The 21,581-nt window shown below is 66.6% G+C and carries 16 protein-coding genes; 10 read left to right on the top strand and 6 right to left on the bottom strand.

The window, feature by feature from the left end:
• Positions 1-4 precede the first annotated feature (4 nt).
• From EEB18_RS09590 to EEB18_RS09580, 3 genes are all read right to left on the bottom strand, one after another.
• Complete coding sequence (locus tag EEB18_RS09590; RefSeq protein WP_187139996.1) at positions 5-1,672, bottom strand: amidohydrolase; 1,668 nt, start codon at positions 1,670-1,672, stop codon at positions 5-7.
• The gene (locus EEB18_RS09585; RefSeq protein ID WP_187139997.1) at positions 1,672-2,169 is read right to left on the bottom strand and encodes a hypothetical protein; all 498 of its coding nucleotides are present in this window, start codon (positions 2,167-2,169) and stop codon (positions 1,672-1,674) included. Before EEB18_RS09585 ends, EEB18_RS09590 begins: the two co-directional genes overlap by 1 nt.
• A gap of 87 nt (positions 2,170-2,256) precedes the next feature.
• Positions 2,257-3,723 carry a PLP-dependent aminotransferase family protein gene (locus EEB18_RS09580; RefSeq protein WP_187139998.1) on the bottom strand — a complete coding sequence of 489 codons (1,467 nt, stop codon included), beginning with the start codon at positions 3,721-3,723 and terminating at the stop codon, positions 2,257-2,259.
• A gap of 214 nt (positions 3,724-3,937) precedes the next feature.
• On the opposite strand from EEB18_RS09580, the gene EEB18_RS09575 reads away from it, so the two are divergent.
• The 8 genes from EEB18_RS09575 to EEB18_RS09540 are packed head-to-tail and all read left to right on the top strand — an operon-like array spanning position 3,938 to position 14,585.
• Positions 3,938-4,537: an FMN-binding negative transcriptional regulator gene (locus tag EEB18_RS09575; protein ID WP_262408184.1), complete on the top strand. Its 600-nt coding sequence runs from the start codon at positions 3,938-3,940 to the stop codon at positions 4,535-4,537.
• Positions 4,534-5,922 (top strand): amidohydrolase family protein, encoded by a 1,389-nt coding sequence (locus EEB18_RS09570; protein ID WP_262408183.1) that lies wholly within the window; start codon positions 4,534-4,536, stop codon positions 5,920-5,922. The genes EEB18_RS09575 and EEB18_RS09570 overlap by 4 nt, the downstream gene beginning before the upstream one ends.
• Positions 5,919-7,187, top strand: coding sequence for an amidohydrolase family protein (locus EEB18_RS09565; protein ID WP_187140000.1), 1,269 nt, complete (start codon positions 5,919-5,921; stop codon positions 7,185-7,187). Before EEB18_RS09570 ends, EEB18_RS09565 begins: the two co-directional genes overlap by 4 nt.
• Positions 7,187-7,963 carry a pyrroline-5-carboxylate reductase gene (gene proC / locus EEB18_RS09560; protein ID WP_187140001.1) on the top strand — a complete coding sequence of 259 codons (777 nt, stop codon included), beginning with the start codon at positions 7,187-7,189 and terminating at the stop codon, positions 7,961-7,963. Before EEB18_RS09565 ends, proC begins: the two co-directional genes overlap by 1 nt.
• A 39-nt stretch (positions 7,964-8,002) precedes the next feature.
• The gene (locus EEB18_RS09555; protein ID WP_187140002.1) at positions 8,003-9,340 is read left to right on the top strand and encodes an MFS transporter; all 1,338 of its coding nucleotides are present in this window, start codon (positions 8,003-8,005) and stop codon (positions 9,338-9,340) included.
• A gap of 28 nt (positions 9,341-9,368) precedes the next feature.
• Positions 9,369-10,418, top strand: a complete 1,050-nt coding sequence (locus tag EEB18_RS09550) for a YncE family protein (RefSeq protein ID WP_056345004.1) — start codon at positions 9,369-9,371, stop codon at positions 10,416-10,418.
• 13 nt (positions 10,419-10,431) lie between these two features.
• A complete protein-coding gene (locus EEB18_RS09545; protein WP_187140003.1) occupies positions 10,432-13,641 on the top strand; it encodes an amidohydrolase family protein in 3,210 nt (1,069 codons plus the stop codon).
• Positions 13,638-14,585, top strand: coding sequence for an alpha/beta hydrolase fold domain-containing protein (locus tag EEB18_RS09540; protein WP_187140004.1), 948 nt, complete (start codon positions 13,638-13,640; stop codon positions 14,583-14,585). The genes EEB18_RS09545 and EEB18_RS09540 overlap by 4 nt, the downstream gene beginning before the upstream one ends.
• On the opposite strand, the gene EEB18_RS09535 is transcribed toward EEB18_RS09540, so the two are convergent.
• On the bottom strand, positions 14,586-15,776 hold the full coding sequence (locus EEB18_RS09535; protein WP_187140005.1) for a CaiB/BaiF CoA transferase family protein: 1,191 nt from the start codon (positions 15,774-15,776) through the stop codon (positions 14,586-14,588).
• Positions 15,777-16,102: 326 nt separating this feature from the next.
• On the opposite strand from EEB18_RS09535, the gene EEB18_RS09530 reads away from it, so the two are divergent.
• Both EEB18_RS09530 and EEB18_RS09525 read left to right on the top strand, forming a co-directional pair.
• The gene (locus EEB18_RS09530; RefSeq protein ID WP_056344995.1) at positions 16,103-18,160 is read left to right on the top strand and encodes a TonB-dependent siderophore receptor; all 2,058 of its coding nucleotides are present in this window, start codon (positions 16,103-16,105) and stop codon (positions 18,158-18,160) included.
• A 96-nt stretch (positions 18,161-18,256) separates the two neighbouring features.
• Positions 18,257-20,194, top strand: a complete 1,938-nt coding sequence (locus EEB18_RS09525; protein ID WP_187140006.1) for an NAD(P)-binding protein — start codon at positions 18,257-18,259, stop codon at positions 20,192-20,194.
• Between the two features lie 3 nt (positions 20,195-20,197).
• Here the strand turns inward: EEB18_RS09525 and EEB18_RS09520 are convergent, their stop codons facing one another.
• Together EEB18_RS09520 and EEB18_RS09515 are read right to left on the bottom strand one after the other, a co-directional pair.
• Positions 20,198-20,869: a Fe2+-dependent dioxygenase gene (locus EEB18_RS09520; RefSeq protein WP_187140007.1), complete on the bottom strand. Its 672-nt coding sequence runs from the start codon at positions 20,867-20,869 to the stop codon at positions 20,198-20,200.
• Positions 20,870-20,879: 10 nt separating this feature from the next.
• Positions 20,880-21,506, bottom strand: a complete 627-nt coding sequence (locus EEB18_RS09515; RefSeq protein WP_187140008.1) for a hypothetical protein — start codon at positions 21,504-21,506, stop codon at positions 20,880-20,882.
• Positions 21,507-21,581 lie beyond the last annotated feature (75 nt).

Below are 21,581 nucleotides of genomic sequence, written 5' to 3'. Positions count from 1 at the left end.
GTTTTCAGCCGTAACGCTGCCGTCCTCCGACGATCGTCCGGAGCACTTTCGCCTCTACAAGCAAATGCGAGTCGATAGCAAATAGATTGCTGTCCCACACCACGAAGTCGGCGAGCAAACCCGGCACGATCGCGCCCATCTTCTTCTCGTTGAAGCCGGCATAGGCGCCTTCCTGCGTATAGCTGTGCATCGCCTGCGCCAGCGTGACGCGCTGTTCGGGAAACCAGCCGTTCGGGTTCAGCCCGTCGAGCGTTTCGCGGTCGACCGCGGCTTCGAGTCCGGTCAGCGGGTCGATCGGCGCGACCGGCCAGTCGGACCCCATGCAGACATGCGCGCCCGAGCGGACGAGCGAGCCGAAGGCGAAGCTGGTCTTGAGCCGCTCCTCGCCGATCCGGCGCACCGCCCAGCGGCCGTCGTCGATCGCATGATAGGGCTGGACCGAGGCGATGACGCCCTGTTTCTTGAATCGCGCGATCGCGTGCGGCTTCATATGCTGGACATGCTCGACGCGGAAACGCCGGTCGCGCGGACCATTGGCCTTGGCGACCGCGGCGAGGGTGTCGAGCACGATGTCGTTCGCCTCGTCGCCGATCGCGTGGGTGGTCACCTGCAGCCCGGCCTTGTCGGCGCCGGTGATCCAGGCCTTGAGGTCGGCCGGGTCGGTGACGACGATGCCGCGCGTCGCCGGATCGTCGGCATAGGGTTCGTAAAAGCGCGCGGTGCGTGACCCGAGCGAGCCGTCGAACACGACCTTGCACGCCCCCCACTGCACCCAGTCGTCGCCGCGCCCCTCGCGCTTGATCAGTTCGACCTGCGCTTCCCAATCCTTGAGCGGCAGATAGTGGCGGAAACGCAGCCCGGTTTCGCCCTTCGCGCGCAGGCGGCGGGTGGAATCGAAGCTGCTCGTTTCGAGTTCGGTCGGGTGGACCTGCGTCACGCCCTTGCTCAGCGCGATCGCGATGCCGCGCTCGACCGTCGCGTCGATCTGCGCCGGCGTTGGCGTGCCGATCGCGCGGTTCACCAATTCTTTCGCCGCATCCTTGATGATGCCGGTCGGTTCGCCTTTCGCATCGCGTTCGATCACCCCGCCGGGCACGTCGGGGGTGTTGCGGTCGATGCCTGCCAGCTTGAGCGCCAGCGAGTTGAGGAACAACATGTGGAGGTCGTAACGGATGACCGCGACCGGCGTGTCGGGGGTGACCGCGTCGATCCAGTCCTTGTGCGGCATCTCGCCGCCCCAGCGGTCCTGGTCCCAATTGCCGCCCTGCAGCCATTCGCCCCTGGGCAGCGCTTTCGCCGCCGCGGCGATGCGGTCGACGAATGCTTTGGGGTTTTCGGCGTCGCGCAGCGACGGCTGCGACAGCATCGTCGATGCGATTACGAAATGGACGTGCGGGTCGATGAAGCCCGGGGTGACGAAGGCGCCCTTCAGGTCGATGACCTGCGTGGCCTTGCCGGTGCGCGAGCGAACCGCGTCGGCGCCGATCGCGGCGATGCGGTCGCCCTTGACGCCGATCGCGTCGCTGAAGGTCGCCGGGCCGGCGCCGGTCCAGATGCGGCCGTTGATATAGGCGGTGTCGAGCGTGTCGCCGCCCTTGGCAAAGGCGGCGCGGGAGACGGCCGCCGCAGCGGTTCCGCCGGCGACGGCGAGGAGCGTGCGGCGGCCGATCATCACTTGGTCGCCACCGATTTCCGCGGCGGGTTCTCGGCACGCCATGTGTCGAGGCGTCCGAGCCACGTCGCCGCGGAGAGCGGGCCATAGGTCTTGGAATCGGTATGTTCGGCGACCAGTTCGCGGATGTTGACGAAATAGGCGGGGCCGCTCGGCAGACCGAGCTCCTTGCGCTTCTTGTCCATCGCCGCTTCCTGCGCGGGGGTCGGCTCGATACCGGTCACCGGCTTGAACAGGATGACGTCGAAATCGGCGCCATTTTCATGGAAGAACAGCTGGGTCGGCGGAAAACCGCCGGCGGCGGCGACCTCGTCGGCCTGCGCGATGCGGCGGATGAACTCTTCCTGCTTGCCGGGGGCGAGCTTGAAGATTTCGAACCAGGCCTCGGGCCAGGCCGCTTTTTCGGCGGCCGGAGCGGGCGCGGGGGCCTGCTGGGCCGCTGCGGGCGTGAACGGCAGCAAGGCTGCGGCGAAAACCAACGCGACATTATGTTTCATGAATTTCCCTCCTGGATCGTTGCAGATTTCCCCATCGCCGTGGATCGTAAAACCTCCAACAATGGTGCCATCGATGGGACCAAGGCGTCAGCCTGCGGCCGCCTTGCGCAGCGCGGCGAGCGCGGTGCGCGCTTCATAGCTGTTCAGGCTGGCAAAACCGATCCGCAGCCCGCGCGGCGCATCGGGATGCGTCATGAACGAGCGCGACGAGGCGAAGCGCAGGCCCATCGCCGACGCCCGCGCCTCCATTTGGTCAAGGTCGATATCGCCGAACCGCAGCCAGAAGGCGAGCCCGCCGTCGGGCATCTTGTACCGGACGATATCGCCGAGCGTCTTGTCGAGTTCGGCCGCGAAATTCTCGCGCCGTTCGGAATAGACCTGCCACACCTTGCGCGCATGGCGGCGCAACTCGCCATTCTCGATCAGCTCCGCCGCGGCATCCTCGGTTAGCGCATTGCCCATGCCGTCGGTCAGCGAGACGCGGTGCGCGATCGCATCGACGATGGCGGGGGGCGCCGCGACATAGCCGATGCGCAGCGCCGGCAGCAGCAGCTTCGACATCGATCCGACATAGATGACCTGACCTGGACCATAGCTCGCGAGCGGCAGCAGCGGCTGCGAATGGAAATGAAACTCGTGATCATAGTCATCCTCGATGATCGCGAAGCCGAACTGGCGCGCGAGTTCGAGCAGGCGGAGCCGCCGTTCGGGGCGCAGCGAGACCGTCGTCGGAAACTGGTGGTGCGGGGTAACGAAAACCGCGCGGACCGCGTTGCGGCGGCACGCATGCTCCACCGCGTCGATGTCGATCCCGTCCTCGTCGAGCCCGACCGGCACGATATTGGCGCCGAAAGCGCGAAACGCCGCGACCGCCGGCTCATAGGTCAGCGCTTCGACGACCACCGAATCGCCGGGGCGAAGGAGCACCTGCGAGGCGAGGAATATCCCGTTCTGGCTGCCGCGCGTGATGCAGATATTTTCGGCGGTCACCGAAAGCCCGCGCTGGCCGCGCAGCATCGACGCGATGCCCTCGCGCAGTGCGGGGGACCCGCGCGGGTCGCCATATTGGAAGCCGTTGATCTCGGCCGCCCGGTTCGTCGCGCCGCGATAGGCGCGCGCCAACAATTCGGTGGGAAAAAGCCGCCCGTCGGGGGCGCCTTCGTCGATCTTCAGCCCCGATCCGCCGGGCAGCGCGATCGGCCGCGCCGGCGGCTCGGAATAGCGATAGTCGACCCGCACGCTGCTCATCGTCAGTTCGACATCGCCCTGCTGACGCTTGACCGGGTCGGGCAGCGCTGCCGCGACCATCGTGCCGCGCGTGCCGGCGGAATCGAGCCAGCCCTGCGCGATGAGATCCTCATAGGCGAAAACGACGGTCTTGCGGTTGACCCCCAATATCTTCGCCATTTCGCGGCTGCTGGGCAGATAGGTCCCCGATGTCAGCTTGCCGCGCTCGATGTCGCGAATCAGCGCCTGGATGATCTGCATATAGATGGGGGTCTCGCGCGACGGATCGATCCGTTCGCTGAGGCTCACCTGCCAGGGTCGGAGCATTGGACCAGTCCTTTCCGAAGAAATCCTTCGAGTCGGGAGCCAAGGGTAACGAGGGCAGGGCGGCGCGGCAAGTGCCCGCTGGTCCCCCCAGCTTTCTTTTTTTGGTGCTTGTCGGAGAGCCAAGGCTGCTCGACAAGAACGGTACGACGGGGTGCGTGCCGGGCCGGCGATGAGTCGCGGGGCGGAGCACGAAAGGCTTTTCTCAGGGGGCGGCGTGACGCTTTTCGAACGATTTGACGGGGCCGATGTACGCAAGCTGGTGGAGGATTATCCGCTCGCCTGGGTTTGCGGCGGCGGCGCGGCCGACATCGAGGCGAGCCTGTTGCCGCTGATCGGCCGCTTCGACGCGCAAGGGGATCTGGTCGAACTGATCGGCCACCTCATGCGGACCAACCCGCTTCATGCCGCACTCCTGTCCGATCCGCGCGCGACGATCCTCTTTCAGGGTCCGGACAGCTATGTCAGTCCCGAACATGCGGGGCTTCGCGACTGGGCGCCGACCTGGAACTATGCGCAGGTCAAGGTCCGCGCCGCGGTGCACTTCGACGACGCCTTGACCGGGCCTTCGCTCGATCTGCTGATCGATGCGATGGAAAAGGGACGGCTGCAGCCCTGGACGAAGGAAGAGCTTGGCGAGCGCTATCATGGTATGCTCGGCCGCATCATCGGATTTCGTGCGACCGTCGCCGGACTGACGGGCAAGTTCAAGCTCGGGCAGGATGAGGGCAAGGACACGCTGGCCTCGATCCTCGGGACGCTTCCCGACGCGGCGATGACGGACTGGATGCGGCGGTTCAACAGGGGGCGATCATGAGCATGAAGCGGATCGGACTGCTCGCCGCGATCGGCGCGATCCTGTGCACGGCCGGCCCCGCGGGGGCGCAGCGCCAGGCTTCATGGCCCTGGCAGCAGGACCCTTTCCCGAGCCGCTATCACGCGCCGCCGGCGGACGACTTGCTGCTCCGCGGTGCGACCATCCTCGACGGTGTCGGTGGGCGGATCGACGGCGGCGACATCCTCCTTCGCGGCGGCAAGATCGTCGCGATGGGGAAAAATCTCGCGAACCCCGGCGTCCGCGAAGTCGATGCGCGCGGGCGCTGGATCACCCCCGGGGTGGTCGACGTCCACACGCACAACGGGACCTTCGTGCTGCCGCTCACCGCGATCGACCGCGAAGCCTCCGACGTGTCGGAGGTCAGCACCCCCAATGCGGCCGACACCTGGATCGAAACCGCGGTCAACGCGCAGGACATGGCGTTCGACCGGGCGCTGGCGAACGGCGTGACCACGACCCAGATATTGCCCGGCTCGACCCCGATCTTCGCCGGCCGCTCGGTGGTGGTGAAACCGGTTCGCGGCGCGACTGTGTGGGACATGAAGGTGACCGGCGGGGTGCAGGGCTTCAAAATGGCGTGCGGCGAAAATCCCAAGAGCTGGGGCGCCGACGACGACAATGAAGGCCCGACGAGCCGGCAGGGCGTGATCAGCTATATGCGGCAGGAATTCCTCGACGCGCAACGCTACAAGCGCGCGGTCGAACAGGCGCGCGCCGGGGTCGGTACCATGCCGTCGCGCGACCTGAAGCTGGAAGCGGTCGCCGGCATCCTCGCGGGTGATGTCCGCGTCAATCTCCACTGCTACCGCGCGGGCGATATCGCGGCGGTGCTGTCGGTCGCGAAGGAGTTCGGTTTCCGCATCGGGGCGATCCATCACGCGACCGAGGCGTACAAGATCCCCGGCCTGCTGCGCGAGGCGGGGACCTGCGCCGCGGTGTGGGCCGACTGGTGGGGCTTCAAGGTCGAGGCGCAGGACGCGATCCGCGCCGAGGCGCCGTTGCTCGAACGCGCCGGGGTCTGCGTGATGATGCATTCGGATTCGGCGAACGACGGCCAGCGGCTCAATATCGCGGCGGCGAAGGCGGCGGCGGCGGGACGGCGCATCGGCATCGACACGCCGCCCGAGACGATGATCAAATGGACGACGAGCAACCCGGCGAAGCTGCTGGGACTCGAAAAACGCATCGGCACGCTCGCCCCGGGGTTCGAGGCCGACATCGTCCTCTGGTCGGGCGATCCGTTCAGCATCTACAGCCGCGCCGACCTTGTCCTCATCGGCGGCGCGATCGCCTGGGACCGGTCGAAGCCGCGCGCGGAACCGGTATCCGACTTCGAACTCGGGCGCGGGGGGATCGGCCAGTGAGGACGCTCGTCAGCCTGCTCGCCCTGGCGCTCGCCACGCCCGCCGCCGCACAGACGATCGCGGTGATCCACGCCGACGCCTGGACGCTGGAGGCCGATACGCCGATCCGTGACGCGACGATCGTCATCGACAACGGGCGCATCACCTCGGTCGCGGCGGGCGGCGGCGTGCCGGAGGGCGCAACGATCATCGACGCGCGGGGTAAGCCGGTGACGCCGGGCCTCGTCAACGGCGCGACCCAGATCGGCCTCGTCGAGATAGCGGGATCGCCCGACACCAGCGACACCGGCTCGGCCGACGAACGCAATCCGGGCAATGACGTCAGCCGGGCGCTCAACGGCAACTCGACGCTCGTCAGCCTCGCGCGCGCCGACGGGATCACGCGCGCGCTCATCTTTCCGTCGCCCTCGCGCCAGGCTCCTTTCAGCGGCGAGCCGGCGCTGGCGCGGTTGCGCGACGGGGTCGACATCCTCGATAAGCCCAATGTCGGCGTCTACGCCGTCATCGGCGGCGGCGCGTGGGACCGGCTCGGCTCGCGCGGCGTGCAATGGGCGGCGCTGCGCAAGGCGCTCGACGAGGGCAAGCGCGGCCTCGTGCCACCGCCTCCGGTCGACAAAAAGAAGGACCGCAAGGGCGACGCCCCGGCGGGCGGCCCGCCCGGTGGGCGGCCGGGCGAAGAATTGATCCGCGGCGTGCTGCAAGGCAATGTGCCGCTGGCGATCCAGACCAACCGCGAATCCGATATCCGGCAGGCGGCGGTGCTGGCATCGGATTTCGGGATCAGGGTGATCGTCGTCGGCGGGGCTGAAGCGTGGCGCGCAGCCGACCTTCTTGCCGCGGCGAAGGTCGACGTGATCCTCGATCCGGTCGCGAACCTGCCGTTCAGTTTCGACCAGCTCGGCGCGCGGCAGGACAATGCCGCGATCCTGACCAAAGCCGGCGTGCGCGTCGCGGTCGGACAGGCGGGCGGCGCAATCCATGCGACCTATAATGCGGGCATGGGGCTGCGCGAAGGCGCTGGGCTCGCGGTCGCCAACGGCCTGCCCTATATCGATGCGCTGCGCGCGGTTACGGTCAATCCGCTGGCGATCTGGGGCCGCGGCGGCGGGACGCTGGCGCCCGGCGCCGATGCCGATCTCGTGGTCTGGGACGGCGATCCGCTCGAGCCCTCTTCCATCGCGCTCCACGTTATCGTCGAAGGCCGCGAGACGGAGAGCCGCTCGCGGCAGGACAGGCTCGCCGAACGCTACAGGGACGCGCGCTGATGCCCGTGCTCCTCGTCGGTTGCGGACGCATGGGCGGCGCGATGGCGCGCGGCTGGGCGGGCGGCGAACATATATTCGTCCATGATCCGCTCGCCGAAGCGCTGCCCGATGGCGCGACGCGTGTCGACCGGCTCGACGCGCTCGCATCCGACGATCTGGTGGTGGTGCTCGCGGTCAAGCCGCAGGTCTTCGCATCGCTGGCGCCGTCGCTCGGGCCGCTTGCGGACGGCGGCGCGCTCTGCGTGTCGATCATGGCCGGGATCACGCTGGCAGGACTGAGCGGGGCGCTAAGCGGTTCGCGGCGGATCGTTCGCGCGATGCCCAACACGCCCGCCGCGATCGGTCGCGGTATCACCGCCGCCGCCGCTGGCGAAGCGATCGACGCCACCGACCGCGCACGCGTCGAAGCCTTGCTCGCCCCGACCGGGGCGCTGCTCTGGCTCGACGACGAGGCGCAGATGGACGCAGTGACCGCGGTGTCGGGGAGCGGCCCGGCTTATTTTTTCCGCTTTACCGAGGCGCTGGCGTTGGCGGGCGAAAAGGCGGGTCTGCCGCCACCGCTCGCGATGCAACTCGCGCGCACGACCTTCACCGGCGCCGCCGCGCTGGCGGAACAGGACTCCGCTGAACTGGCAGAGCTTCGGCGCCAGGTGACGAGTCCCGGCGGCACCACGGCGGCGGGGCTTGGCGAGATGGACCGCGACGATGCGATCGACCGGCTCGCTGCGGCGGTGGTCAGGGCCGCCGCAGCGCGTTCGCGCGCGCTTGCCGATTGACCCGAACGGACCGGCGCCGATGTCGGCAGGGAGACGATGATGTCCGATAGGTCCGGCCTGGCCGGCGTACCGGCCGATCCCGACGCCGCGCCCGCCCCGCGCCCGGCGCCGCCGGACGCGCTCGATCGTCGGACGCGCGCGCGCGCGGCGGTGGCCGGGTCGGCGGGCAATCTGATCGAATGGTATGATTTCTATGCCTATGCCTACACCGCGCTCTATTTCGCCTCGTCCTTCTTTCCCGAAGGCGACCGCACCGCGCAGTTGATCAATGTCGCCGCCATCTATGCCGCGGGGTTCCTGATCCGTCCGCTCGGGGGCTGGTATTTCGGGCGCTATGCCGACCGCCACGGGCGCCGCGCCGCGATGATCGCCTCGGTACTGCTGATGGGCGCGGGCTCGCTGCTCGTCGCGATCCTGCCGACCTATGCGACGATCGGCGCCGCGGCGCCCGCGCTGCTGCTGGTGGCGCGATTGATGCAGGGCTTTTCGACCGGCGGCCAATATGGCGCGGCGGCGACCTATCTCAGCGAGATCGCCGAGCCGGGCAAGCGCGGCTTTTACGCCTCGTTCCAGTTCGTGACGCTGATCGGCGGACAATTGTTCGCGCTGCTTACGGTCTTCCTGCTCCAGACGGCGATGAGCGACGTGGCGATCCGCGAATGGGGCTGGCGCATTCCCTTCTTCCTCGGCGCGGTGCTGGCCGGCGTGTTCATCCTGTTCCGCGATGCGATGCACGAGACGGCGGAACCAGCGGGCAAGGGCGACGAGGCGGGATCGCTCCGGACGCTGATGCAGCATCCGCGCGCGATGCTGACGGTGATGGCGCTCAGCGCGGCGGGGGCGGTGACGCTCTACACCTTCACCACCTATATGCAGAAATATCTGGTCAACACTGCGGGCATGGACGTGACGATCGCGAGCCGGACGATGCTGATCGTCACCTTCGCCTTCCTGCTGCTCCAGCCGCTGCTCGGTCTGTTGTCGGACCGGATCGGGCGGCGAACCAACCTCCTGATCTTCAGCGGCGGGATGGCCCTGTTCGCGGTGCCGCTGCTCGGTGCGATCGGCAAGGCGCAGACGATGGGCAGCGCGCTGCTGCTGATATTCGCGGCGCTCGCGATCATGAGTTTCTACACCTCGGTCTCGGGGCTGTTCAAAGCCGAGCTGTTCCCCGCCAATGTTCGCGCCCTCGGCGTCGGGCTCGGCCATGCGATCGCGTCGGCGATTTTCGGCGGTACCGCCGAATATGCGGCGCTGACGCTCAAGCAGATGGGGCACGAACAGGTCTTCGCCTGGTATGTCTCGGCGGTCTGCGCGGTCGCGTTCGTCGTCGCGCTGCGCATGCGCGAACCGCGCGCGCACGGCCATCTTCATTGATCCATTCCTCGAAACCGGAGTTCTCCCGATGAAACCGATCTCGCTTCTCTGGGCCGCCGCGCTGCTGTGCGGCGCCCCGGCCCTCGCGCAGGACGCGGCGCCCGATCTGCCTTATGCGATGACGAACAGCGTGACGCTGCCGAGCGGCGATACGGGCTGGGATTATGTGAAGTTCGAACCCGGCACCTCGCGGTTGTTCATGGCGCGGCTGAAGGATGGGCTGACCGTCTATGACGTCGATCGCGGGCAAGCCGTCGCGACGATCGAAAATTCGGTCGGCGCCAACGGCCCGATCCTGCTTCCGAAATATAATCGCGGCTATGTTGCGATGGCCGACGGCTCGCTGCTGAGCTTCGATCTCAAGACGCTGAAACTCATCGCGCGGACGCCGCTCGCCGGCGACGGCGGGCTCAACAGCGGCTCGCTCGATCCCGCGACGGGGCAGCTTCATATCATCACCGGCACCCGGCCCAGCGAGGCGACCTGGTTCAGCCTCGACGCCGCGACGGGCAAGCTGCTGCGGACGACGCGCTTTCCCTTTCGCAAGATGGACGATCCCGCCGCTGACGGCAAAGGCCATCTCTATGCGCCCGCCCGGCTCGACGGCCTCGTCCTCCGGCTCGATTCGGCGACGCTCAAGGAACAGGCGCGCTGGGACGTCGGCTGCAATGTGTCGAAGATGAAATATCTCGCCGCGACCGACCGCCTGCTCGGTGCGTGCGGCGGCGACAAACCCGCGGTGTTCCTGATGGATCCGGCAAGCGGCGCCATCCTGTCGCGCGTGCCGATCGGCAAGGGGCTCGACGCGCTCGCCTATGACGAAGAGCGCGAGCGGATCGTCAGCAGCAATTACGAAGGGTCGATGACGGTCATCCAGCGCGACGGGCCCGACAGCCTGCGTGTCGTCGCCACGATCCGCACCGCGTTCGGCGCCCGCATGATGGACATCGATCATCGCACCGGCCGTCTCTATCTGGTCAATGCGGACTCGACCGATTTTCCCGGCAAGGATGGCGGCGAAGAAGTGACGCGCTACCATCCCGACAGCTTCCGGGTCGAGACATGGCAACCATATTGAAGGGGGCAGCGATATGAAACGCGCGATATGGGGACTGGTATCGGCATGGGCGCTGGCGATGCCGGTGGCGACCTTCGCCGCCGACGAAACCGCGCTGCCGATGAAGCCCGCAAGAACGCTCGACTATCAGGTGTCGAGCGGCACCTTCATGTCGCTGGCGATCTCGCCCGACGGCAAGACGATCCTCTTCGACATGCTCGGCGAAATCTATGCGTTGCCCGCTGCCGGCGGCAAGGCGGTGCCGATCGCGACGGGCATGGCGTTCGAGGTGCAGCCGACCTTTTCGCCCGACGGGCAATGGATCGCCTATGTCAGCGATCGCTCGGGCGGCGACAATGTCTGGATCGCGCACACCGATGGCAGCGGCGCGCGGCGGATCAGCGACGAAGACGAGGGCGCGGTGCGCACCTCGCCCGAATGGAGTGCCGACGGAAAGTCGATCTATGTCAGCCGCTACCGTATCCGCATCGATCGCTATGAATTGTGGCGCCATCCGGTCGATGGCGGGCCGGGCGAACTGGTTGCGCCGGCCAAGCCGTCCGCCGATGCACCGCGCGATGCCTGGCAAAGCACGCTTGGCGCCGCGGCGTCGCGCGACGGCAAATATCTCTATTTCGCTCGCCGCGTCGGTGACAATGATTTTGCCGAACCGGTGGCATGGACGATCGTCCGCCGCGATCTGGCCACCGGCGCCGAACAGACCGTCGTCGGCAATTCGGGCGGGCGCGAGGCGGGGAAGGAGACTTTCTTCCGACCTGCGATTTCGCCCGACGGCAGCAAACTCGCCTATGCGACGCGGCGGCTAGCGGAGACGCGGCTGCGGTTGCGCGACCTCGCGACCGGCGACGACCGCGATCTGGGCCCCGCGCCCGCCGACCTGATGAACGGCGCGGCCTCGCTCGACCTGATCCCGCGCTATGCCTTCACGCCTGATGGGCAGGCGATCCTGATCGCCTGGCAGGGGCGGATCGAGCGGCGGCCGATCGACGGGGCGGCGGCGACGCCGGTGCCCTTCACCGCGCGGCTGAAGCTGGCGGTCGGCCCGAGCACCCGGATCGGTTTTCGCGAAGACACCGGCCCGGTCCGCGCCAAATTGTTGCAGGGGACGTCGCCGTCGCCTGACGGCCAGCGCGTCGCCTATGCCGCGCTCGGCAGCGTCTATGTCCAGCCGGTCGATGGCGGCAAGGCGCTGCGCCTGCCGATCAGCGGCGACCCCGCCTCGCTGCCGGGCTGGAGCCCGGACGGGTCGCGCATCGCCTATGTCACCTGGAGCGAGCGCGCGGGCGGCGCGGTGTGGAGCATCGCCGCCGACGGCTCCGGCACGCCGGTGAAGGTCAGCGATGTTTCGGCCTTCTACACCCATCCCGCCTTCACGCCTGATGGCGCGAATATCCTCGCGGTCCGCTCGCCGGCGGCGGCGCGGCAACAGACCAGCTTCGAATTCGGCACGGTGCGCCCCGCCGACCTCGTGGCATTGCCTGCGGCGGGTGGGCCGGCGCGAGTCGTTACCAGCGGCGCGCTCGGCCAGCGGCCGCATTTCGTGCGCGGCGAACCGGGTACGACCTATCTGCTCGGCAGCGACGGGCTGGTCGCCATCGATCTGGCGCGCGGGACGCAGCGTGTCGTCGCGTCGGTGAAGGCGCAGGACTATTATTTTACCGAGCGGCTCGCCGACGCCGACGATTTGCGGATCAGTCCCGACGGCCAATGGATCGCGGCGCAGACGAGCGAACAGCTGTATGTGCTGCCCGTGCCCGCCGATCCCAAGGTGGCGGTCGACCTGACCGCCGCCGACACGACGGGGCGGAAGGTCACGCGCATGGGCGCCGACTTCTTCGACTGGCGCGCCGACGGCAGCCTGATCTGGACGGTTGGCAACTATTTGCAGGTCCTGCCTGACGCCACGGCGACCCCGCCCGCGAAACATGTCGAACTCGTCGCCGAAATGCCGCGTGCCCGGCCGGCGGGCAGCCTCTTGCTGCGCGGTGCGCGGGCGCTGACGATGGCGGGCGGCGACAAGATCGTCGACGATGCCGACATTTTGATCGGCGGCGACCGGATCGTGGCCGTCGGGCCGCGTGGCAGCCTTGCGGTGCCGAGCGGCACGCCCGAGCGTGAACTCGGCGGCAAGACCGTCGTCCCGGGCTTCATCGACGATCATGACCATATCGGCGGGGTGCGCCGCAACGTCATCGGTTACGACGAATGGGACCTGCCGGCACGGCTTGCGTTCGGCGTCACCACGTCCTTCGATCCCTCGACCTTGGGCATCGACCAGATCGCCTATCAGGATCTGATCGATGCGGGGCTGGTGATCGGGCCGCGGCTCCGCTCGACCGGCCCGGCGCTCTTTTCCAAGGAGCGTTTCACCTCGCTCGACCAGGTGCGCGACGTGCTGCGCCGCTATCGCGACGCCTGGGGGCTGCGCAACATCAAGCAATATCGCGGAGAGAGCCGAACCGTGCGGCAATGGATCGCGATGGCGGCGCGCGAACAGGGCATCGTCCCGACGACCGAGGGCAGCCATAATCCCAAGCTGATGCTGACCCAGATCATCGACGGCTATGCCGGCAACGAACATGCGTTGCCGATCACGCCGTTCGGCGAGGATGTCGTCGGCCTCTATCAGCGCATGCGCACCAGCTATGTTGCGACGCTGCTCATCAACACCAGCGGTCCGTCGGGGCGGCATTATTATGTGTCGATGCACGATCCCGCGCTCGATCCCAAGGTGCGGCATTTCTGGTCGCCGTCGGCGATCGCGCACAAGCTCGGTTTCCGGCCCTGGGGTTCGCTCGCGGCGTCGCGCATGCCCGCGCTGGCCGCCGATGCGGCCAAGCTCGCCGAAAGCGGCGCGCTCGTCGGCATGGGATCGCACGGCGACGAGCCGGGGATCGGCTTTCACTACGAAATGGAGGGCCATGCGCTCGGCGGGATGAAGCCGATGGCGGTGCTGCATGCGGCGACTGCCGGGGCGGCAGAGACGATCGGACGGCTCGCCGACATGGGCACCATCGAACCGGGCAAATATGCCGACCTCGTGGTGTTCGACGAAGACCCGCTGACCGACATCCGCAAGACGATGTCGATCAAACTGGTGATGCGCGGCGGGCAATTGTTCGACGCCGCGACGCTTGACGAACTGTGGCCGACCGCGCGCAAGATGCCCGCGTCGCCCTACATCGACGCTGAGAGGGACGCGCAGTGGCTGCCGGTAAAATGACGATTGACCCCGAAATCGTTGAATTTCTGGCGATCATGAAGCAGCGCTGGGCGGCCCATCCGCCGTTCGACACGCTCGACTTTCCCGAACAGCGCGCGGTGTCGGAGGCGGTGCGCGCGCACTGGACGGCGGGCGGCCCTGTCATGGCGGAGACGTTCGAACGCCGCTTCGACGCCGGCGCGGGGGAGTTGCGCATCCGCGTCTACCGGCCCGAAGGCGTGGCGGCGCCCGCGCCGGCGCTCGTCTATCTCCACGGCGGCGGCTTCACCCTGTTCTCGATCGACACGCACGACCGGCTGATGCGCGAATATGCCGCGGCGGGCGGCTTCGTGGTGGTCGGCGTCGATTATCCGCTGTCGCCCGAACATAAATATCCTGTCGCGCTCGACCGCATCGAGGCGCTGATGCTGTGGCTCGGGGCGCATGGCGCGACGCTGGGGATCGATCCGGCGCGGATCGCGATGGGCGGTGATTCGGCGGGCGCCAATCTCTGCTTCGCGACCGCGCTGCGGCTGCGCGCGCAGGGCGAGGGCGGGCTGATCCGCGCGATCCTCTCCAACTATGGCTATTTCACGCCCGCGGTCTCCGACCGTGCCGAAGCCCTTTTCGGCGGGCCGGGGTCGATCATGGATCGCGCCGAGGCCCAGGGCTATTATGCCAATTATCTCGTCGACATCGCGGCGGGCGCGCAGGATCCCTTTGCCTGTCCGATCCACGCCGAACTCGCCGGCCTGCCGCCCGTGTTGCTGGTGATCCCCGAATGCGACCTGCTGACTGAGCAGTCGATCGCGATGGAAGCGCGGCTCGAAGCCGCGGGGGTCGATACCGAGGCGCGCATCTATGCCGGGGCGACGCACAGCTTTCTGGAGGCGATGTCGATCGCCGAGGTCGCGCGCCGCGCGATCCGCGACGGTGCCGCCTTCATCCGCCGCCGGTTCGGCTGATCAGGCCGCGTCGACGACGCCGCTGTCGATGAGCGTGTCGATCTCGCCTTCGTCGAGCCCCGCCTCGCGCAGGATCGCACGGCTGTCGGCGCCCAGCGCGCGCGGCGCGACATCGGGAACCGATGCGACGCCGTCGAACAGCACCGGCTGCGGCAGCGTGCGCCGGATGCCGTCGGGATAGTCCGCCGGCACGTCGAAAAAGCCGATCTCGGCCAGATGCGGGTCGTCGAGCAGGCCGGGCAGGTCGGGGACGCGCGAGCAGGGAATGTCGCGCCCCGAAAGCGCGTCGAGCCATGCGGCGGTCGTCCGCGCCGGCAGGCTCCCGGCGACGATCGCATAGAGGGTGTCGATATGCGCGGGGCGTTGGCGCGGGTCGGCGAACCACGGCTGCGCGATGACGTCGTCGCGGCCGACCTCGGTCAGGAAGGACCGCCACTGCCGGTCGGTATAGGGCAGCACCGCGATCCAGCCGTCCGCCGTGCGAAACGGGCGGCGATTGGGCGACAGGATGCGCGGGTAGCCGGGTTCGCCGTCGACCGCGAAGGTCGCGCCCGCGAGATGTTCGTTGAGCAGGAAGGCGGCGAGCGCCTCGAACATCGGAACCTCGACCTTGATCGCGCCGCTCCGCCCGTTCGCGCGCGCGACCAGCGCCGCCATGATGCCATAGACGGCATGCAGCGCCGCGACCTTGTCGGCCAGCACCGTCGGCACGAAGCGCGGATCGGCGCCGGTCGCAGCTTCGAGTCCCGCCAGCCCGCTCGCTGCCTGGATGATGTCGTCGAATGCCGGCCGGTCGCGATAGGGTCCGCGCTGCCCGAAACCGATCGCGGCGCAATGGATGATGTCGGGGTTGATCGCCGCGACCGCATCGAAACCGAGTCCCAGCCGCTCGGCGGCATCGACGCGCATATTGTGGAAAAGGACGTCGGCGGTGCGGATCAGCCGGTCGAGAGCGGCTTTGCCTTCGGGTTTCTTGAGGTCGATCGCGAGCATCCGTTTGTTGCGGTTGTTGTTGAGGAACAGAGCGCCGCCGCCTGGACCGGCGGGATGGGCGTGGCGCGCGATGTCGCCCTCGAGCGCTTCGACCTTGATCACCTCAGCGCCAAGGTCGGCGAGGATCTGGCCGGCATAGGGGCCGAGCACGACCGCGCCGACCTCGATGATCCGGACCCCTTGCAACAGCGGCAGCATGTCTCTCTCCCTTGGCGATTTTGTTCCCATATAGAGACGAAAATTATCACAAATAGAGATAAAATCTTGCCTTCTGGCAATATGTGCTACCCGGTTCCGGGGGCGTTCGGGTCGCGATGACCGCCGAATTATCCGCAGTTAGCCGCGGGTAAGCGGGTATCGGGAAGCAAAATCCACCCATCAAAGTCGGCTTTTACCCGAATCCGGACAACCACAGAATTTCAGGCGATCTACACTGGCGTGACAAATTCAAGACGACCGGGGAATTTTTGGCTTAGACCGACAGAAAGAAAAGGGGGCGTAAGATGCGCGTTTGTCTAGATCGTATGGCTGTGATGCGGGGATCGTTCGGGGTGTCATTGCTGGCGCTGGCCTGCGCGCAGCCGGCCTATGCCCAGTCCGAACCGACCGATGAATCCGATATCGTGGTGACCGCGACCGCGTCCACGGCGACCAAGACCGACACCCCCATATTGCGCATTCCGCAGGCGATCGAGGTCGTGACGGTCGAAGAGATGCAGGACCGCGGTGCGCAGAATATTCGCGAAGCGCTGAAGTACACGGCGGGCGTCTACAACGGCGGCGACGATTCGCGCGGCGATTTCAACATCGTCCGCGGCTTTGAATCGGTGCTCTATGTCGACGGGCTGAAGCGCAACTATGGCTTCGTCTATATGCCGCGCCCCGAAATCGCGACGCTCGAACGCGTCGAGGTCCTCGTCGGCCCGGCCTCGGTGCTTTATGGCGCGGGCAGCTCGGGCGGCCTCACCAACATGCAGAGCAAGCGTCCGCAGTTCGACTTCGGCGGCAGCGCCAGCGTCAGCTATGGCACCTTCGATCGCAAGGAAGCGACCGTCGACGTCACCGGGCCGCTGAGCGATACGCTCGCCGCGCGCTTCGTCGGCGTGGTGCGCGATTCGGACTCGCGCATGGACTTCACGCGCAACGACCGCATCGTCGCGCAGGGCGCGCTGACCTGGCGGCCGGGCGACCGCACCGACATCACCGCGATCGGCATCTATCAGGAAGATCACAACCCGCCGAACTATAATGTCATGCCGATCGTCGGATCGCTTTTCGCGCTTCCGGGACAGCGCATCCGGAACTCGAGTTTCTTCGGCGAGCCGGGAATCAACCGCGGTGACAAGGAATATACCGCGGTCTCGCTGCTCGCGACCCACGAATTTTCGGATGCGTTCAGCTTCCGCAGCTCGAGCCGCTATACCTGGGCCAACACCAAGCAGGCCGAATATTATCTGGCCACCTATCTCAGCCCGGGTGGCCCATTGGACCCCTTCCTTCCCGGCACCACGATGGTTCCGCGCAACCTGTTCGCGATCAACATCAAATATCGGACGTTCAACACCGACAATGGCGTGGCGTTCAAGTTCGACACCGGTCCGGTCTCTCACCAGCTGCTCGCCGGCGTCGACTATTCATACTTCAAGCAGGTATCGGGACAGGCGTTCATCGAGAACGCCGGCGCGATCGACGTCTATAATCCGGTTTATGGCAACGCCCCCACGCCGGTCTTCAACTTCTTCAACACCCAGATTCTGAAGCAGACCGGCTTCTATCTGCAGGACCAGGTGGATTTCGGTGAAGTGGCGTCGCTCGTCCTCGGCATCCGGCGCGACCGTTACTCGAAGGTGGATGTTGGTCAGCCGGTGGAAATCACCAAAAAGACGACCAAGCGTGCCGGCTTGACCATCAATGCCACGTCGACGCTGGCGCCCTATATCAGCTATTCGGAATCCTTCCTGCCGATCTCGGGCCTCAACCAGTTCGGTAGCACCTACCAGCCGCTGTCGGGTAAGCAGAAGGAAATCGGGATCAAGTGGCAGCCGCTCCGCACAACGATGCTGCGCGTGTCGCTATACGATCTGAAGGAAAACAATGCGCTCCGCACCGATCCGGCCAATCCGCTGAATCAGATCCAGACCGGCTCGGTCAAGTCGAAGGGCGTTGAGTTTCAGGCCAACCACAATGTCGCCGACGACTTTTCGCTCACCGCGGCCTTCTCCTATGGCAAGGTCCGGCTTTCGGGTGAGGGGCGTCAACGCGACGATACCCCGAAATATCTCGCCAGCATCTTCGGCACCAAGACGGTCGAACTCACCGGCGACATCGACATGCGCCTTGGTGGCGGTGTGCGCTATCAGGGCAAGCAGACGTCGGACCCCTTCGGTGGCGCCTTCGTCGTCGAAACGCCCAGCTACACGCTGGTCGATGCGCTGGTCGCCTTCGACTACAAGGCTTGGACGCTGCAGTTCAACGCGATCAACCTGTTCGACGACGTCTATTATCCGAGCTGCTCGGCCTTCGGGTCGTGCGCCAATGGCGAACCGCGCACGGTGCAGGGGACGCTGAGCTTCCGGTTCTGAACCGAGCATAGCCAAGGTCTTCATGGGGCGGCGGCCGGGGCATCCCCGGCCGCCGTTTTTCTTGGGGCGGACGTGACGCCGAGGAGAGGCAAGACGATGAGCGGACAAAGGTCGGACGAATTGCTGGGCATGGGCAGCCGCATCACGCGGCGCGATTTCTTCAACGGCGCGATGGTGGCGAGCGGCGCGGCGCTGGTTGCGGGTTGCGGTGGCGGACAGGGCGCCGCCGCCGACGGCCCATGGGCGCCCTCGGGTTCGTCCTGGACCGGCTATGGCGGGGTCGGCGACTATGCCTGGTCGAACGGCAATACGCAGGCAGTGGTCGATGCCGCGCACGGCATCCGCGATCGCCTTTACCCCGATCCCGCGACGAAGCCGATCGACGAGGATTTCGATCTGGTGATCGTCGGCGGCGGCTTCTCCGGCATGACCGCAGCCTATGAATTTTCAAAGCGCGCCGGCGAGGGCGCGACCTGCCTGCTCCTCGACAATCATCCGGTGGTCGGCGGCGAGGCGAAGCAGAATGAATTCGACGTCGATGGCCACCGCCTGGTCGCGCCGCAGGGATCGAACGGCGCGATCGTTCCGCACGACAATTATGTGCGCGGCAGCTTTGGCGAAGGCACTTATGACATCTTCACCGACTATTATCGCGAGTTCGGCCTGCCGACGAAATATGACCTCGAACCGCTCGGCGGCGGCGCCGAGAAATATGAACTGACCGACTATCATTTCGGTCCGATGGCCCCGGCGTGGGAAAAGGCTTACGCCACCGGCTATCATTTCCCGGGCACCGGCTGGGTCGCCAATCCGACGACCGATGGCTTTGCAAAGACGCCCTGGCCGGGATCGGCGCAGAAGCAGCTCGACGATTTCGTCGCCGACCGCCGCGATGTCCTGTCAGGGGTGGCGAATCCGGAAGCCTGGCTCGATACGCTCACCTATTACCAGCTGCTCGACAAGCTCGGCTATGGCACCGAGGTCCGCAATTATATCGATCCCGGCATCGCGGTCAGCAATTACGGCGTCTGCGGCAGCGGCATTTCGGCCTTCGCGGCGCACCGGTTGCGGCTCCCCGGCACGACGATCAAGGACAAGGTGATTTCCTCGTCCGACATCGGCCTCGTCTCCTTTCCGGGCGGCAACACCGCCTTCATGCGGATCATGCTGCAACGGATGATTCCCGGTGCGATCCGGACGCAGGAACAAGGGCCGCTGGCCCCGGTCGGCGGCACGATCGACCCCGCGAAGCTCGACCGCGCGGGCAACAAGATCCGCATCCGCTCGGGCTCGACCGCGATCGACGTGCGCCATCCGGGCGATCCGGCCAAGGCCGATCATGCGATCGTCAGCTATGTGCGCGATGGCAAGGTTCGCCGCGTTCGTGCCAGGGCGGTCGTCATGGCGTCGGGCGGCTGGGTGAACCGCAATATCGTTTCCGACATGCCGGACGATCACCGCAAGGCCTATGGCGAATTCCAATATGGGCCGGTGATGGTCGCCAATGTCGCGCTCCGCAACTGGCGCTTTTTCGACAAGCTCGGCTTCACCAACACGCGCTGGTTCGATGCGCTCGGTTGGCAGACATCGATCCGGCGCAATGTCGATATGAGCGGGGCGCAAACCTTCACCCCCGACAGCCCGACGGTGCTGACCTTCTACATCCCCTTCCTGCATCCCGATCTGCCCGGTCCGCAACAGGGGCCGGCGGCGCGCGCGCGGCTGTTCGCGACCAGCTATGCCGATTTCGAACGCCAGCTGCGCGAGCAATTGACCGCCGGCTTCGCCGCCGCGGGTTTCGATGCGAAGCGCGATATCGCGGGGATCATTCTCAACCGCTGGGGCCACGCCTATGTCGCGCCGCAGCCGGGTTTCTACTTCGGCCGCGACGGCGCGCCGCCGCCTTCGGACGTGATTCGCAAGCCGCACGGCCGGATCGTCTTCGCGCACTCCGAACTGCTCGGCGAAATGGCGATGGCGCACGCGATGCACGAGGCGCATCGCGCGGCGGGGCAGATCATGGACATGCTCTAGGACTCAGGTTTCGGCCCACATCCGCCACAGGTCGCTGGTGTTGCGCGTCAGCGTATCGAACGCCGCGCTCTTGCCGCTCTCGGCGAACATCGTCGCGCGCAGATTTTCCAGCTCGAACAATATGCGGCGCTTGTCGGCCTCGCGCACCAGGCTCTGGATCCAGCCGACCGCGACGTCGCGCTGGCCTGAGACGACCTTGGCGACCTGGTGTACCGAATTGGCGGGATAGAGGATCGCGGCCCCGGCGGGCAGCTTGAACGATCGCGTACCGGCGGGCTCGTCGATCTCCAGCTCGCCACCCTCGTAACTGTTGGGATCGGAGAGGAAGAGCGTATAGGCGAGATCGATGCGCGTCTGCGGCGCTTCGCCCATCAGGGCGTTGTCGACGTGCGGGCCGTAACCCATGCCCTCGGTATAGCGGCTGAACAGCACCGGCCGCATCGTGCGCGGCATCGCCGCCATCGCGAAAAAACGATTGGCCGCCAGCGCTTCGGTGACCGCCGCCTGCATTGCGGCATAGTCCTTCGAATCGCCCGCGACCTGCTTGTTTTCCTTCACCCCCGCCGCAGCCCAGCCGGCGGTTTCGCGTCCGTCGATGAAGCGCTGCCTGTCCATCATGGCGACCAGCTTGTTCAGCTGGTCGCCAGTCAGGATATCGGGGATGCAAATCAGCAAGATGCCGTTCCTACATGTCGGGCGCGGCGCCTTTCTTCAGCGCATGCGCCTTGCCCGAAACGGTGCCGTCGGGCTTCACCATCGCGACGCTATCCATCACGAAGAACATTGTATAGCAGCCCGTGATCTGGGTCTTGCCGGCCCATGCGATGTCGACGCACAGCTTGTCGTCGGTGGCCTTCCACGTTCCGGTGACCGGCTCGTTGACCTGCGCGCTGCACACGCCTTCGTAGAGGAGCAGGCCGTCGCCCGGAACTTCCTTCTTGGGGCATTTCTTCACATCGACCGCATCGTAGCGGATGTTGTAACCGCCCACCTTGCCGTCGGCGCCATATTGGTGCGCATAATGATAGGCGATGGCGAGGGTGTTGCCGGTGAGCGCCTTGCCGATCTGCTCGGTCGTCAGCGCCGGGAACGACAGGGTCGGCCAGACGCGGTGTGAGCCGATGCCGTTCTCGCCGCCTTCGCCTGCGAGCATCAGCGACAGCGCCTTGTCGAAACCGGTCGGATAGACGAGCTCGCTCGGCTGCGGTGCCTGCGGCGCGTTCGGATCGGCCGCCGTGGCCGGCACCGCCATCGTTGTCGCAGCCGCGACGCCCGCCGCCACCGTCCACAGCTTCATCGTGAATGTCTGCATGTCAAAAGACCTCCCTGTTGGAAACGACCCAGATGGCGCCCGATGCGCCGAATCCGCCCTTTGCGAATTCAGCAC

Source organism: Sphingopyxis sp. OPL5 (genome assembly GCF_003797775.2).
Taxonomy (GTDB): Bacteria; Pseudomonadota; Alphaproteobacteria; order Sphingomonadales; family Sphingomonadaceae; genus Sphingopyxis.
This window is presented reverse-complemented; position numbering and strand designations above follow the sequence as displayed.